Origin of the sequence: Enterobacter sp. BNK-13, from assembly GCF_048685015.1 — a bacterium.
In the GTDB taxonomy this organism is placed as follows: domain Bacteria; phylum Pseudomonadota; class Gammaproteobacteria; order Enterobacterales; family Enterobacteriaceae; genus Enterobacter; species Enterobacter quasiroggenkampii.
In genome coordinates this window covers 4,532,732-4,548,365 of sequence record NZ_JBLQTP010000001.1, presented here as the reverse complement: position 1 = coordinate 4,548,365, position 15,634 = coordinate 4,532,732, and the positions used below count along the sequence as shown (strand labels likewise).

The window sequence follows — 15,634 nt, the reverse complement described above, 5'->3', positions numbered from 1 at the left end:
GGAAGGCGTTTTTTTTGAGATTACATATGGGCGGCGATTAAGCGCTGATTATCCTGGTACATAGCGAACAGATAGTTGTTATAGCTCTGTCCCTTCGTCGAATACCCTTTCAGCTTGTGGATCATCGTACTGGCCGTCACTTCCTGGTCCGCTTTACGCAGCTGAGCGCGTGATTTACGGAACGATGAGTAGGCCGGGTGCGTATTCAGATTCACCACATAGGCGTTCACGGAATCTTTCACGGATTCAAACTGCGAATAGCCTTTCACCTTGCCGGGCGCATTCGTACAACGGCCTTTCACGCATTTCATGCCGAAAAGGTTGTTGTTGTTACGCGCAAGCTTAGACGTTCCCCAGCCGCTTTCGGCTGCAGCCATGGTCGCAACCATGCTGCCCGGGATGATATCCACACGCTCAAGAAGAGCATTCCACGGAACACGACGCGTGTTACCGTTCCAGCTCAGCTTGTAGCGCTTCGTGATATCTTTCAGACGCGCGCGCTCTGATGGCGACCAGCGGCTATCGTACTGTTTGGAAATCAGCCAGTTACGATCCGCAGTAATCGCGGCATTTTGACTCGTGATGTAAGGCATTACCGTCCGGAGAAACGCTTTTTTCCTTGGTGTTCCGGAAGGGTATTTTCGCAAATCAGGAAGTGAACTACTCTTTGCACTATTGCGAGAATACTCTTGTTTACTGCTAACCTTACTACTTGTCGTCTTTATTACGTGGGCTTTCTTACTCGTTGTATCCGTGTGCGTCTTCGCAAGCACCTCACCCGAAAATGCCGTGGTGAGTAACATGAGTATCGCAGCCCCATATCGTCGAATGGGAGTCGATATCATTAGGTCTCCTGGTCGGATGTAATCATCCTAACACCTTATTTTTTTCACAAATTTGAGAGCGGAATCTCAAATCATATCAAAAATAGACTTCAAGAGCACGTATAGAAATAGTCCAATTCCGAAACTATGTCACCTGAAACTTGCTCATAAAAACATCATTTCCGGAAAAATGTGTGCGTTATCGCAGATAACTGCCTAATTTGGCGCAAGATCACTCATCCTCACGCATCCTCCTGGCAGAAAGCGACAGGGGATGAGTTTTTCCCGCCCGCCTGCTGGCACACTGGTCAAAAAATCCGCGACAGGAACCAGGAATGAAACGCACCGCAATAGCCTTTCTGATGTTACCCGCACTGGCACATGCCGACTGGTCATCGCCGGGGTTTGGCGCATTTCGCGCCGAGGGCACCGGGATTTTCACCAGCCAGGCAAAGCTTGCGAAGGGTACGCGTCCTCTTACGCTGAGTTTTGACAAGACGTGCTGGCAGCCCACAGGCGCGATAAAACTCAATGAGATGCTGTCGCTCAAGCCCTGTGACGGCGCTCCGCCGCAGTGGCGCCTTTTCCGCGACGGTGAATACCAGATGCGGATTGATACCCGATCAGGCACGCCCACCCTGCTGCTGGCGGTTCAGAGCGCGACAGAACAGCCAGTGACCAACGTTATCCGCCAGTGTCCGAAGTGGGACGGTAAGCCGCTGACGCTGGACGTCAGCCATACCTTCCCGGAAGGCTCCGTCGTGCGCGACTACTACAGTAAACAGACGGCAACCGTACAAGATGGGAAAATCACCCTGCAGCCAGCAGCCAACAGTAACGGCCTGCTGCTGCTTGAGCGCGCCGAAACCGACAAGCCGGCACCGTTTAGCTGGCAAAACGCCACTGTCTATTTTGTACTGACCGACCGCTTTGTGAATGGCGACCCGAGCAACGACAACAACTATGGCCGCCATAAAGACGGCATGCAGGAGATTGGCACGTTCCACGGTGGCGATCTGAAGGGGCTGACCAGCAAGCTCGATTACTTGCAGCAGCTGGGAGTGAATGCGCTCTGGATAAGCTCCCCGCTTGAGCAGATCCACGGCTGGGTAGGCGGCGGAACCAAAGGTGATTTCCCGCATTATGCCTATCATGGCTACTACACCCAGGACTGGACAACGCTCGATGCCAACATGGGCACCGAGGATGACCTGCGCCAGCTTGTTGATGAAGCGCATAAGCGCGGCATTCGCATCCTGTTTGATATCGTCATGAACCACACGGGCTACGCGACGCTTGCGGACATGCAGGCGTATCAGTTTGGTGCCCTGTACCTCCAGGGTGATGAGGTGAAAAAGACGCTGGGAGAGCGCTGGACCGACTGGACGCCGGGCCCAGGCCAGACCTGGCATAGCTTCAACGACTACATCAACTTCAGCGACAAGGCCGCATGGGAAAAATGGTGGGGCAAGAAATGGATCCGTACCGACATCGGTGATTACGATAATCCCGGCTTCGACGATTTAACGATGTCGCTGGCGTTCCTGCCCGACCTGAAAACGGAATCCACCGTCCCTTCCGGGTTACCCAATTTCTATCAACACAAGCCCGATACCCACGCGAAAGCGATTCCGGGCTATACCCCGCGCGACTACCTGACCCACTGGCTCAGCCAGTGGGTACGTGACTACGGCATCGACGGTTTCCGGGTGGATACCGCAAAACACGTTGAGCTTGCGGCCTGGCAACAGCTGAAAGATCAGGCAAGCCAGGCGCTGGCCGCCTGGAAAGGCGCTCACCCGGATAAAAAGCTCGACAACGCACCGTTCTGGATGACCGGGGAATCCTGGGGCCACGGCGTCATGCAGAGCGATTATTACCGCCACGGTTTTGACGCGATGATTAACTTTGATTATCAGGAGCAGGCGGCAAAAGCGGTGGATTGTCTGGCCGATATGGATCTCACCTGGCAGCAGATGGCGGAGAAACTGCAAAGCTTCAACGTGCTGAGCTACCTCTCATCCCATGATACGCGCCTGTTCCGCGAAGGGGGTCAGCGCGCGGCGGAGCTGCTTCTGCTGGCACCGGGCAGCGTGCAAATCTATTACGGGGATGAGTCCGAGCGTCCATTCGGGCCGACAGGCTCCGACCCGCTGCAGGGCACCCGCTCGGATATGAACTGGCAGGACGTCACGGGCAAGCAGGCCTTAACCGTCGCCCACTGGCAAACGCTGGGTCAGTTCCGCGCCCGCCACCCGGCGATTGGTGAAGGCAAACAAACCACGCTGTCGCTAAAAGAGGGGTATGGCTTCGTGCGCGAGCACAAGGGCGATAAGGTGATGGTGGTATGGGCGGGTAATCAATAGATCAACCCCCTCACCCTAACCTTCTGCCCTGAGGGGAGAGGGCCGGGGTGAGGGGAATTCCACCAGAACTATTCACTACACAAGCCCACTACTGCCCTATAAAACAACAAATCCGACCACACCACCCGATTTGCACCAACACGGTGCTAGCGTTATGGTTACCCACTTTCAAAATAAGCTCGACAGATCACCTGCTATGACGTTTTCACTTTTCGGCGACAAATTTACCCGCCATTCAGGCATTACTCGCCTGATGGAGGACCTCAACGACGGGCTGCGCACACCGGGCGCAATCATGCTCGGCGGCGGAAATCCGGCTCAAATCCCGGAGATGAATACCTATTTCCAGACCCTGCTCGCTCAGATGCTGGAAAGCGGCAAAGCAACCGATGCGCTTTGCAATTACGACGGCCCGCAGGGTAAAACCGAACTGCTGGCACTCCTCGCCGAAATGCTGCGTGACGAGCTGGGCTGGGATATCGAACCACAGAATATTGCACTGACAAACGGCAGCCAGAGCGCGTTTTTCTACTTGTTTAACCTGTTCGCAGGACGTCGCGCCGACGGCACCACCAAAAAAGTGCTGTTCCCGCTGGCACCGGAGTATATCGGCTACGCTGATTCCGGCCTGGAAGAGGATCTGTTCGTCTCCGCGCGCCCGAACATTGAGCTGCTGCCGGAAGGCCAGTTCAAATATCACGTCGATTTTGAACACCTGCATATTGGCGAAGAGACGGGCATGATCTGCGTATCGCGCCCGACTAACCCAACGGGCAACGTAATCACTGATGACGAACTGATGAAGCTGGATGCGCTGGCAAATCAGCACGGCATCCCGCTGGTGATCGATAACGCCTACGGCGTACCGTTCCCGGGCATTATCTTCAGCGAAGCACGTCCGCTGTGGAACCCGAACATTGTCCTGTGCATGAGCCTCTCTAAGCTGGGTCTGCCGGGCAGCCGCTGCGGCATCATCATCGCCAATGAGAAAATCATCACCGCCATCACCAATATGAACGGCATTATCAGCCTTTCTCCGGGCGGCATTGGCCCGGCGATGATGTGCGAGATGATCAAACGCAAGGACCTGCTGCGTCTGTCGAATGACGTGATCAAGCCTTTCTACTACCAGCGCGTTCAGGAGACAATCGCGACACTTCGTCGCTATTTGCCGGAAGAACGTTGTCTTATCCACAAACCGGAAGGGGCGATTTTCCTGTGGCTGTGGTTTAAGGATTTACCTATCACCACCGAACTGCTTTACCAGCGCCTGAAAAAGCGCGGCGTACTGATGGTGCCGGGCGATTATTTCTTCCCAGGTCTGGATAAGCCGTGGCCGCATACCCATCAGTGCATGCGCATGAACTACGTCCCCGATCCGGAGAAAATCGAAGCGGGTGTTAAAATTCTCGCCGAAGAGATCGAAAAAGCCTGGCGCGAAGGCAATTGTTAAATAATAAGGCTCTTCAAATGAAGAGCCTTATTTTTCCGTGATCTGAATCTTATATTAAGGATATATCCTGTAGCGTTTAATTTATCATCCCTCTTGAGTTTCCTTAGGAATATTCCTTTAATTTACGCTCACTAACTTTCCCCTCAATAATTAAGCACCGATTAAAGATCTTAACTTATTGTTATTTTGAAATAACCCTCTGCAACGCAGGAAAATACCTTCCAGAGTCACTTTCATGCATATTTAAAAATAGGGCATATACTCACTAATACGCCGCTCGGCGTTCTTTTGCGTGGAGTATTCATATGCTACCTAATAATGTTAGCCGCATCAGCGCTATCGCTGTTGCGGTACTGCTCGCGTTCTCTCTTTCTGCCTGCAGTGGAAGCGGTGGCGGCTCTCATCACTCAACGGCCAAAAATAACCCTGCGACGGGAAGCAGCAGCGGCTCAGGTGATGGTAGTGGCACGACCGCGAACAATGGCGGTTCGGGCAGCAACGGCTCGGGTACCGGGACGGGTTCAGGTACCGGGACAGGCGCTGGTGGCGGAACGGGTTCTGGTTCAGGATCGGGCTCAGGCTCAGGAGGCAATGGCAGCGGAGGAACCGGAACAGGCAACACGGGCGGTGGCGGAACCACTACCGCAGGCGTAAATACGATACTGGGTGATGCCGGTAAAACCGTAACCAGCGTCGGATCGACGGTGGATGGCCTTGGAAGCCAGCTTCCGACAAATAACCCCGTCACGTCAACCGTTTCAACCACCGTCAGCGGTGTTGGCAGTGCCGTGTCCACCGTGGGGACAGGCGTCACGACTGGCGTTGGCGATCCAAATAATCCGAACGGTGTGGGTACCACGGTTAAAGGCGTGACCACGTCCGTCACCTCCCTTGGCAATACCGTTTCAACAGTAGGCACGGGCCTGGCGAGCTCCACTTCCGGAACACCGGTCAGCGGCGTAACCGGCCTGACGGGCAGCGTGGTCAACAGCACCGGGCAACTGGTCAGTAACACCGGCACGGGTCTCACCAACACGGTAAGCAGCCCAGCGGTCACTCAGGTAACAACCGATACCACGACCCTGGCTAACAAGACGCTGGGCGGAGTACAAGGCGTGACGCAAAGCGTAGGCACCACAACGGGTCTCGGCACACCGGTCAACGGTCTGCTGACACAGGTGGGTGGCACCGTCAGCGGCGTGGGGACCAACATTAGCAGCAGCAACAGCGGGCTTAGCGGTGTCGGTCAGGTCGTTCAAAATGTCGGCCAGACGGTCACGGATAGCGGTACGCTGGTCAAACCCGCCTCTTCGACAACGGGAGGAAGTTCAGGCTCTCTCACAGCCAATGCAAATGTGGCGGCCACGAACAACAGTCTGGGTGCAACGGTCAATACGACCCTCAATACCCTGACTGCAGGCGTTACGGCCAACGCAGCAACAACATCAAGTCAAAATACGTTAACAGCGAATCCGATTAACGGACTCAACACGTTAACCACCGGTCTGCTGACGCCAAAACAGTAACCTGCTTATTGTCATTCTGCGCCCCTGGTTCAGGGGCGCTTTATACAGCGACACTCCCCCTAACCGGGAATGATGAACAGGGATAGCGCGATGAAACACCACTTCCTTTTTTCGCTGACGGGGCTGGTTGTGCTGAGCATGGCCCGCGCCGATACACTGCCCTCTATTATTAACCCTGATAACCCGGCGCAAGTTTCTCGTAACGTTGCCCCCGAACAGACGGAGGCCGTCCCGCAGCCGAAAGTCAAAATAGAAAAACCGCAGTCAACGCTGACGCCTGAAACGCCCATTACCATTAATCACATTCAGTTTATTGGCGGCACGCGTTATCCCTTGCAGGAATTACTTCAGCCCTTCAGGCCTTACGCCGGAAAAACCGTGCCGCTAAAAACGCTCACCGGGCTGGTAAACGATATTACGGCGCGCTATAAGGCTGACGGTTTTCCGCTCTCCTATGCGTGGCTGCCCGATAATAATTTCCAGCAGGGGAATATTAAAATTGTTCTGGTTGAAGGCTATGTCGCTCACAGCGACATTACCAGTAATAACCCGCACATCGCCGAACGTCTTAAACGTTTGTCCGAAAAAATCATGGCGGAAAAACCGCTGTCTCAGGATACGTTCGATCGCTACAGCCAGCTGATGACGCGCACCCCGAACGTTCCGGTCACGGCTAACGCCCAGTTGCCAACCAATATTTATGGCGCGGCGGCAATGCAAATAACCGGCAACCAGGAGCGGAGCTGGAATATCGCCTCGACGATCGATACCCGTAAAGGGCAAGATTTAATGATGCTGAACGGCACGCTCAGCAACATGACAAGTTATGGCGATCAGCTTGGCGTGGCCACGCTTGTGCCGTTAGATAGCAACACGCGAAAAAACTATGTCGGGCTCAACTGGCAGCAGTTTTTAAACGATGAAGGGCTGACGATGCAGCTCAAAGGCAGCTATTACCGTGAAGATCCGCGAGATTTTTCGCCCCTGCTCTCTTTGCCGAATAATATCAGCGTCGATTCGAAGCAAAAAACAACGCAATACAACGGTGGCGTGACGTTTGGCTATCCCCTGCTGCTGACGCAAAAATCACAAATTAATCTGACCGGCGGTTTTGATTACACCGACCGCCAGGATGATTATGCTCTTCAGGCCAGACTGCAGGGCAAAACCTATCGTCTGGACTCCGTCAACCAGCACGCGCGTTATCCGGCGCTGGAAGTGGGCGTTAATGGTGCGCATCAGTTCACAACCGCCAGCATCAGCGGCCGACTCAACGTGCGTCAGGGCATTGATGCGATGGGTGCCGATATCGTCTCGGCTCCCAGGCCCGATATTAATTTTACGCTCACGAAAAGCTATCTGGACGCAGCCTGGCTGTTTGCCGACAAGTGGCGGCTTTCAACGTCCTGGGAGGGTGACTGGTCAAATAACACGTTGCCAGAACCCGAACGCGTTAGCTTCGGTGCCCAGCGGTTTGGCCGTGGATACCAGGACAGTGAAGCAAGCGGTGATTACGGCTATGGCGGGCAGGTAGAACTGCGCTATATCCAGATGCGAAAAGAGAGTACCTGGCTTGCCACAATCCAGCCCTACATCCTGGCCGATACCGCGCAAACCTGGTTTAACACCTCAGGTTTGCCTCATCAACGGCTCGGGTCAGTGGCGACCGGCGTGATGATAGGCGATACCCGCCACTATAGCGTCACGGTTGAGGCGGCAAGACCCGTAGGGGATGTTCCGACAGACAGTCGCAACAGAGACTGGCGCTACAGCCTGACGTTTACGTGGAATTTCAATAAAATGCAGTAAGCCTTTCAGCCCGAATACTGACAGGATCAACGCAGCGCAGCGCGTGGGTTGGACAGGCCTCCACGCAGGCCGGTCCGCCTTCGCGATGACGGCACAAATCACATTTCAGCGCTTGTGCCCTGTTTCCCACCAGCCGTACCTGCATCGCCCCAAACGGACAGGCGACCATACAGCTCTTGCAGCCAATACAGCGCGTCTGCTCAACAAGCCAGGCGCCCGCCGTACGGCTGATGGCATGGGTTGGGCAGACGTTGGCACAGGGGGCGTCCTCGCACTGATGGCACCCCACCGCCGTTGTGAAGTCGTCCCCTTTCACCACCCGAAGGCGGGAGGTAAAAGCCTGCGCGGTGAAATCGTCCTGATGCGCGACCGCACAGGCTACTTCACAGGTGCGGCACCCGATGCATTTTTCCGCATCCGCCATGATAAATCGGTTCATCTGTTACGCCTCGCGTACGTTAAAACCCAGCTCTTTTGAGATAGCCTCTGCCGTTTCGCGCAGCGGTTTGAGCAGGTTCTTCTCGCCCACCTGCTTCATGCGCGACGTCGATAGCGAGATAGAGATCGCATACGGGACGCGGCCGTGAATATCAAACACCGGCACGGCAATACAGGAGACGCCCAGCTCGTTCTCTTCTTTGTCCATCGCCATGCTGCGATCGCGAATTTCCGCCAGTTCATCATACATGGCGCTCAGTTCAGTGATGGTGTTGCGCGTCAAAGGTTGGATCTGTTCCTGGTGGCTTTCCCAGTAGCTCGCCACGTAATCCTGATGGCCAAACGCCATGTAGATCTTGCCCATCGCGGAGCAGTAGAGCGGCATATGCTGGCCGATATAGGCGCGCGTGCGCAGCATACCGGTTGTCGGTTCGAGCTTATAAATCAGGATTGCGTGGTCATCTTCCCGGCTGGAGAAGTTCACCGTCTCGCCGGTCGCAATGTTCAGCGCTTCGAGGTGCGGAGCGGCCACGTGAATGATATTCAGCGACGACAGCGCCTTTTGCCCGACGGCGATAAATTTGGTGGTCAGGCGATAGCTTCCCGCGGCGGGTGCCGGGGTCACGTACCCGCACGACTGTAGCCCCTGCAGCAAGCGGTGCACGGTGCTCTTGTTCAGCCCCGCCAGTTCCGATAAATGCGCAAGCGGACACCCGTTCGGATAGTTGCTGAGGATCTCAATCAGCATCAGGCCACGAAACAAGCTCTGGCTGCCTGCTGGCCTCTCTTTTTCTTGCGTCATTTCGCTCTCTTTCATGCTCATTACATGGCTCCTTTTCATCGCGACCTGATGGTAGCGCAAAGTGTGGGTCAGTTCACGATCTCAACAGAAAAAACACAACCAGTTGATTTTAATCGATTTTGAAAAACATGAATGTCGTTGATCTGACAAAATTTGATCGCTATATTTGAAATCAGATTTCGCATAGTGGAATTTAGCGATAAAAAAGCACTCACACTTGCCCTTAAAAGAACAGGAGAACAGGGATGAAAGTGACCTTCGAAGAGTTGAAAGCGGCGTTCAATCGGGTTCTGCTCGATCGCGGCATAAAAGCGGAAACCGCAGACGCTTGCGCCGAGATGTTTGCCCGCACCACGGAATCCGGCGTCTATTCGCATGGTGTGAACCGCTTCCCACGCTTTATTCAGCAGCTTGATGCAGGCGATATCATCCCCGACGCTCAGCCCAAACGGATGATGACATTAGGCGCCATCGAACAGTGGGATGCCCAGCGCTCCATTGGCAACCTGACGGCGAAGAAGATGATGGATCGCGCCACCGAGCTGGCGTCCGATCACGGTATTGGTCTGGTGGCACTGCGTAACGCGAACCACTGGATGCGCGGCGGCAGCTACGGCTGGCAGGCGGCGGAGAAGGGCTATATCGGCATTTGCTGGACCAACTCGATTGCCGTGATGCCCGCGTGGGGATCAAAAGAATGCTGCATCGGCACAAACCCGCTGATCGTTGCCATTCCGTCGAACCCTATCACCATGGTCGACATGTCGATGTCGATGTTCTCCTACGGCATGCTGGAGGTGAACCGCCTGGCCGGGCGCGCGTTGCCGGTAGATGGCGGCTTTGACGACGAAGGTCACCTCACCAGAGAGCCGGGCGTGATCGAGAAAAACCGCCGTATTCTGCCCATGGGCTACTGGAAAGGGTCCGGCTTATCCATCGTCCTCGATATGATCGCCACCCTGCTCTCAAACGGATCTTCCGTCGCGGAAGTGACCCAGGACAACAGCGACGAGTACGGCGTATCGCAGATCTTCATCGCCATTGAGGTGGATCGCCTGATCGATGGCCCAACCCGCGATGCCAAACTGCAGCGCATTATGGACTTCATCACCACCGCCGAACGCGCGGATGAGAATGTCGCCATCCGCCTGCCGGGGCATGAATTTACCCGTTTGCTTGAAGAGAACCGCTGCAACGGCATCACGGTTGACGACAGCGTGTGGGCGAAAATCCAGTCTCTGTAAGGAGTGGGCCATGATATTCGGACATATTTCCCAGCCAAATCCGTGTCGCCTGCCGCGGGCAATTGAAAAAGCCCTTCATTTTCTGCGCACGACGGATTTCTCTCTCCTGGCGCCAGGCGTGGTAGAAATAGAAGGTCGCAAGATTTTTGCCCAGGTTCTGGATCTGACAACAAAGGATCTGCACGAGAATCGCCCGGAAGTGCATCGCCGCTATCTGGATATCCAGTTCCTGGCCTGGGGTGAAGAGAAAATCGGTATCGCGATTGATACCGGTAATAACGAAATAAGCGAATCATTGCTGGAACAGCGCGATATTATTTTTTATCACGACAGTGAAAATGAGTCGTTTATCGAAATGACACCCGGCAGCTATGCCATATTTTTTCCGCAGGATGTGCACCGTCCTGCCTGTATTAAAAACAAGGAAACCACAATTCGTAAAATTGTGGTGAAAGTGGCAATCAGCGAATTAGATTAATTTTCTGAGATACCCTAAATAATTCGAGTTGCAGGAAGGCGGCAAGAGAGTGAATCTCCAGGAGCTTACATAAGTAAGTGACTGGGGTGAACGAGCGCAGCCAACGCACATGCAACTTGAAGTATGACGGGTATAAATACAGGAACGCGAAATGACCAACACCAGTTTTATTATTGGTGCGTACCCCTGCGCACCCTCGTTTCACCAGAAAGGCGAACAAGAAGAACAAACCTTCTGGCGGGAACTTTCCGACACGCCGAATATTCGCGGGCTGGAACAGCCTTGCCTTGAAAATCTTCATCCCCTTGGTGACGAATGGCTGTTCCGCCATACCCCGGGGGACTGGCAAATCGTGGTCACGGCAGTAATGGAAACCATGCGCCGCCGCGGCAGCAACGGCGCATTTGGCCTGGCCTCGGCTGACGACGCGCAGCGTAAAGCATGCGTGGACTTTTACCGACATCTGCACCAGAAAATTAACGCCGTGAATGCCCGTTATCCAGGCAAAGTGATTGCTCTGGAAATGCAGGCCGCCCCGCAGGCGGGCAATGCTTCCGTCGAACAGGCTACAGAAGCGTTTTCCCGCTCGGTTCGGGAAATCGCGGGCTGGGACTGGGACTGCGATCTGGTGCTGGAACACTGCGATGCCATGAACGGCCCGGCACCGCGCAAGGGCTTCCTGCCACTGGAGCAGGTGCTGGAGGTGGTGAAAGACACGGATATCAGCGTCTGCATCAACTGGGCGCGGTCGGCCATCGAAGGCCGTAACACTACCCTTCCCCTTGACCACGTTCAGGCCGCGCTTAATGCCGGGAAACTGGGTGCGCTGATGTTTTCAGGCACCACCCCCGGCGGGGAGTACGGTGAATGGCAGGATCTTCACGCGCCATTTTCCTCCTTCTGTGCCGACAGTCTGATGTCCACTGAACGTGCAAAAGCACTCTTTACTGCGGCGAGCGCCGCAACGTTGAAATTCTCCGGTATTAAATTACTGGAAATAAATGCTAATGCTGATGTCAGCCATCGCATCGCCATTTTGCGCGACGGTATTAGCGCAATGAATAAAGCAACGCAATAACAATAAGAAAAGTTTATTCCGGTTACCTACTGAGAGATTAACTATGAATATTTCTACTCATGCTCTACATGCGGATATTCCGCGCCAGCGCTGGCTAAGAATCATTCCTCCTATTCTTATCGCCTGTATTATTTCATATATGGACCGCGTGAATATCGCGTTTGCAATGCCGGGAGGGATGGACGAAGAATTAGGTATTACCGCCACCATGGCAGGCCTCGCGGGCGGCATATTCTTTATCGGCTATCTGTTCCTGCAGGTACCCGGCGGCAAGATTGCGGTGCACGGTAGCGGCAAGAAATTTATCGGCTGGTCACTGGTCGCCTGGGCGGTGATCTCAGTGCTCACGGGTCTCGTGACGAATCAGTACCAGCTGCTGGTGCTGCGCTTCTTACTCGGCGTGGCGGAAGGCGGGATGCTGCCCGTTGTGCTCACCATGATCAGCAACTGGTTCCCGGATGCCGAACGCGGTCGCGCCAACGCAATTGTGATCATGTTTGTACCCATCGCCGGGATAATCACCGCCCCGCTGTCGGGCTGGATTATCACCGCGCTTGACTGGCGCTGGCTGTTCATCATTGAAGGTCTGATGTCCATTGTTGTGCTGGTGCTCTGGGCATTCACGGTCTACGACCGTCCGCAGGAAGCCCGCTGGATCTCAGCGGCAGAGAAAAACTATCTGGTACAAACGCTGGCGGCTGAACAGCAGGCCATCGCCGGAAAAGAGGTGAAAAATGCCTCGCTCAGCGCGGTGCTGTCTGACAAAACCATGTGGCAACTGATCGCCCTGAATTTCTTCTATCAGACCGGGATTTACGGTTACACCCTCTGGCTGCCGACCATTCTGAAGGAGCTGACGCACACCAGCATTGGTCAGGTGGGGATGCTCGCCATCCTGCCCTACATCGGCGCCATTGCGGGCATGTTCTTGTTCTCCTCGCTTTCTGACCGCACCGGCAAGCGCAAGCTGTTTGTCTCCCTGCCGTTGATTGGCTTCGCGCTCTGCATGTTCCTCTCCGTAGCCCTGAAAGCAAACATCTGGCTGGCCTATGCCGCACTGGTGGGCTGCGGTTTCTTCCTGCAATCCGCCGCCGGCGTGTTCTGGACGATCCCGGCAAGACTGTTTAGCGCAGAGATGGCGGGCGGCGCGCGCGGCGTGATCAACGCCCTGGGCAACCTCGGTGGCTTCTGCGGCCCGTATGCCGTTGGCGTGCTGATCACCCTGTACAGCAAAGATGCGGGCGTCTACTGCCTGGCCGTTTCACTCGCGCTGGCGTCGCTGCTGGCCCTGCTGTTGCCGGCGAAATGCGATGCCGGGGCAGAGCCCAATCCCACGATAAATCCCCATAAACGTGCGGCCTGATGCCCTCACCCCAGCCCTCTCCCACGGGGAGAGGGAGAAAACCAAACCGTAGGCCGGGTAAGCGCAGCGCCACCCGGCAATTAAGCGAGATGAAGATGAGTGAAAAAGAGACCTTCTGGCTGGGTATCGATTGTGGCGGTACTTATCTGAAAGCCGGTTTATACAACAGCCAGGGCAAAGAAGTCAGTATCGAACGCCGCTCCGTTGCCACGCTCAGCCCGCGAGCGGGCTACGCCGAGCGGGATATGCATCAGCTGTGGCAGCACTGCCACGCAACCATCGCCGCGTTGCTCAAGAATGCAGGCGTAAACGCCAACCAGATCAATGGGGTCGGCATTTCTGCTCAGGGTAAAGGGCTGTTTCTGCTCGATAAACAGGACCAACCGTTGGGCAACGCCATCCTCTCCTCCGATCGCCGGGCACTGGAGATTGTGCAGCGCTGGCAGCAGGACGGCATTCCCGAAAAACTCTACCCGCATACGCGCCAGACGCTGTGGACCGGGCATCCGGCCTCGCTTCTGCGCTGGGTCAAAGAGAACGAGCCGCAGCGCTATCAGCAGATTGGCTGCGTGATGATGGCGCACGACTATCTGCGCTGGTGCCTGACCGGCGTGAAGGGCGGTGAAGAGAGCAACATCTCCGAGTCCAATCTCTACAACATGAATACCGGGCAGTATGACCCGCAGCTTACGCGCTGGCTCGGGATCAGCGAGATTGACGGCGCCCTGCCGCCGATTGTCGGTTCAGCAGAAATCTGCGGGGAAATCACCGCTCAGGCAGCCGCCCTTACCGGTCTCGCGGCGGGCACGCCCGTCGTGGGGGGACTGTTTGATGTGGTTTCCACCGCGCTCTGCGCCGGACTGCAGGACGAGCACACGCTGAACGCCGTGATGGGCACCTGGGCCGTCACCAGCGGGATCGCCAGTGCACTTCGCAGCAACGAACCCTTCCCCTACGTTTATGGCCGCTACGTGCATCCGCAGCAGTACATCGTTCACGAAGCCAGCCCGACCTCGTCCGGCAACCTTGAGTGGCTCACCGCGCAGTGGGGCGACATGTCGTTCAGCGAGATCAACCACGTCGTCGCCAGCCTGCCGAAAGCCGAAAGCGATGTGTACTTTCTGCCGTTCCTCTATGGCTGCAACGCCGGGCTGGAGATGACCAGCGGCTTCTACGGGATGCAGGCGCTACACACCCGCGCGCACCTGTTGCAGGCGGTTTATGAGGGCGTGGTGTTCTGCCACATGACCCACCTCAACCGCATGCTCGAACGCTTTACCCACGTTCATGCCCTGCGCGTGACGGGTGGTCCAACCCATTCGGACGTGTGGATGCAAATGCTTGCGGACGTCAGCGGGCTGGCGATTGAACTGCCGCAGGTAGAAGAGACCGGCTGTTCTGGCGCGGCGCTGGCCGCCCTGGTCGGCACCGGCGTGTATCCCGATTTCCATACGGCGCAATGCGCCCTCCGACACGACATTCGTGTCATTGAGCCTGACATGCGCGCCCATGCGGCCTATCAGCGCAAGTATCAGCGCTATCAGCTACTGATTTCAGCACTACAGGGCTATCACGCCCGAGTTAAGGAGAACAACCTATGAGCCGACCATTACTGCAGCTGGCGCTCGACCATACCTCTCTTCAGGCCGCGCAGCGTGATGTCGCGACGCTTGCCGATCACGTTGATATCGTCGAAGCGGGCACCATTTTGTGCCTGACCGAAGGGCTAAACGCCGTGCGCGCCCTGCGCGAGCAGTGCCCGGATAAAATCATCGTTGCGGACTGGAAAGTGGCCGATGCCGGAGAAACGCTGGCAGAGCAGGCATTTGGCGCGGGTGCAAACTGGATGACCATCATCTGCGCCGCCCCGCTGGCCACCGTTGAACGCGGCCACGAGGTAGCCCTGCGTCGCGGGGGGGAAATCCAGATGGAGCTCTTTGGTCACTGGACGCTGGACGATGCTCGCGCATGGCATCGCATCGGCGTGAAGCAGGCCATTTATCACCGCGGACGGGACGCACAGGCGAGCGGCCAGCAGTGGGGTGAGGCGGATCTCGCAAAAATGAAAGCGCTCTCCGATATCGGTTTGCAGCTTTCGGTTACCGGCGGTATCACCCCCGCCGACCTGCCGCTGTTTAAGCAAATCAACGTCAAAGCCTTTATTGCCGGACGCGTGCTGGTAGGTGCCGCCAATCCACCGCAGGTGGCACAGGCATTCCATTCGCATATTCGCGACATCTGGGGAGCGTAACC

At 55.8% G+C, this 15,634-nt stretch carries 13 protein-coding genes; 10 read left to right on the top strand and 3 right to left on the bottom strand.

The window, feature by feature from the left end:
• Positions 1 to 20: 20 nt before the first annotated feature.
• Complete coding sequence (locus ACMGGQ_RS21960; protein WP_048028064.1) at positions 21 to 845, bottom strand: protein bax; 825 nt, start codon at positions 843 to 845, stop codon at positions 21 to 23.
• A 314-nt stretch (positions 846 to 1,159) separates the two neighbouring features.
• On the opposite strand from ACMGGQ_RS21960, the gene ACMGGQ_RS21955 reads away from it, so the two are divergent.
• The 4 genes from ACMGGQ_RS21955 (at position 1,160) to ACMGGQ_RS21940 (ending at position 7,978) form a co-directional block, all read left to right on the top strand.
• The gene (locus tag ACMGGQ_RS21955) at positions 1,160 to 3,190 is read left to right on the top strand and encodes an alpha-amylase (protein ID WP_420290510.1); all 2,031 of its coding nucleotides are present in this window, start codon (positions 1,160 to 1,162) and stop codon (positions 3,188 to 3,190) included.
• Between the two features lie 196 nt (positions 3,191 to 3,386).
• Positions 3,387 to 4,643 (top strand): valine--pyruvate transaminase, encoded by a 1,257-nt coding sequence (gene avtA / locus ACMGGQ_RS21950; protein ID WP_045907877.1) that lies wholly within the window; start codon positions 3,387 to 3,389, stop codon positions 4,641 to 4,643.
• A gap of 305 nt (positions 4,644 to 4,948) precedes the next feature.
• Positions 4,949 to 6,169: a collagen-like triple helix repeat-containing protein gene (locus ACMGGQ_RS21945; protein ID WP_233096308.1), complete on the top strand. Its 1,221-nt coding sequence runs from the start codon at positions 4,949 to 4,951 to the stop codon at positions 6,167 to 6,169.
• 90 nt (positions 6,170 to 6,259) lie between these two features.
• Positions 6,260 to 7,978, top strand: coding sequence for a ShlB/FhaC/HecB family hemolysin secretion/activation protein (locus tag ACMGGQ_RS21940; RefSeq protein WP_048226571.1), 1,719 nt, complete (start codon positions 6,260 to 6,262; stop codon positions 7,976 to 7,978).
• Here the strand turns inward: ACMGGQ_RS21940 and ACMGGQ_RS21935 are convergent.
• Positions 7,962 to 8,417, bottom strand: a complete 456-nt coding sequence (locus ACMGGQ_RS21935) for a 4Fe-4S dicluster domain-containing protein (protein ID WP_024909056.1) — start codon at positions 8,415 to 8,417, stop codon at positions 7,962 to 7,964. The two genes, ACMGGQ_RS21940 and ACMGGQ_RS21935, sit on opposite strands and share 17 nt — an antisense overlap.
• A 3-nt stretch (positions 8,418 to 8,420) precedes the next feature.
• Entirely contained in the window at positions 8,421 to 9,239 is an 819-nt protein-coding gene (gene yiaJ, locus ACMGGQ_RS21930; protein WP_021242452.1) for an IclR family transcriptional regulator YiaJ, read from the bottom strand.
• Between the two features lie 224 nt (positions 9,240 to 9,463).
• Between yiaJ and yiaK the strand changes: the two genes are divergently transcribed.
• The 6 genes from yiaK to ulaD all read left to right on the top strand — a co-directional run bounded on the left by yiaK (position 9,464) and on the right by ulaD (position 15,632).
• Positions 9,464 to 10,462 (top strand): 3-dehydro-L-gulonate 2-dehydrogenase, encoded by a 999-nt coding sequence (gene yiaK, locus ACMGGQ_RS21925; protein ID WP_069720496.1) that lies wholly within the window; start codon positions 9,464 to 9,466, stop codon positions 10,460 to 10,462.
• Positions 10,463 to 10,472: 10 nt separating this feature from the next.
• Positions 10,473 to 10,940 carry a YhcH/YjgK/YiaL family protein gene (locus tag ACMGGQ_RS21920; RefSeq protein WP_420290509.1) on the top strand — a complete coding sequence of 156 codons (468 nt, stop codon included), beginning with the start codon at positions 10,473 to 10,475 and terminating at the stop codon, positions 10,938 to 10,940.
• A gap of 151 nt (positions 10,941 to 11,091) precedes the next feature.
• Positions 11,092 to 12,018, top strand: a complete 927-nt coding sequence (locus ACMGGQ_RS21915) for a DUF4862 family protein (protein WP_252074051.1) — start codon at positions 11,092 to 11,094, stop codon at positions 12,016 to 12,018.
• 43 nt (positions 12,019 to 12,061) lie between these two features.
• A complete protein-coding gene (locus tag ACMGGQ_RS21910) occupies positions 12,062 to 13,381 on the top strand; it encodes an MFS transporter (protein WP_047745807.1) in 1,320 nt (439 codons plus the stop codon).
• A 95-nt stretch (positions 13,382 to 13,476) separates the two neighbouring features.
• Positions 13,477 to 14,982 carry an FGGY-family carbohydrate kinase gene (locus tag ACMGGQ_RS21905; protein WP_420290508.1) on the top strand — a complete coding sequence of 502 codons (1,506 nt, stop codon included), beginning with the start codon at positions 13,477 to 13,479 and terminating at the stop codon, positions 14,980 to 14,982.
• Entirely contained in the window at positions 14,979 to 15,632 is a 654-nt protein-coding gene (gene ulaD / locus ACMGGQ_RS21900; RefSeq protein ID WP_420290507.1) for a 3-keto-L-gulonate-6-phosphate decarboxylase UlaD, read from the top strand. Before ACMGGQ_RS21905 ends, ulaD begins: the two co-directional genes overlap by 4 nt.
• Positions 15,633 to 15,634 lie beyond the last annotated feature (2 nt).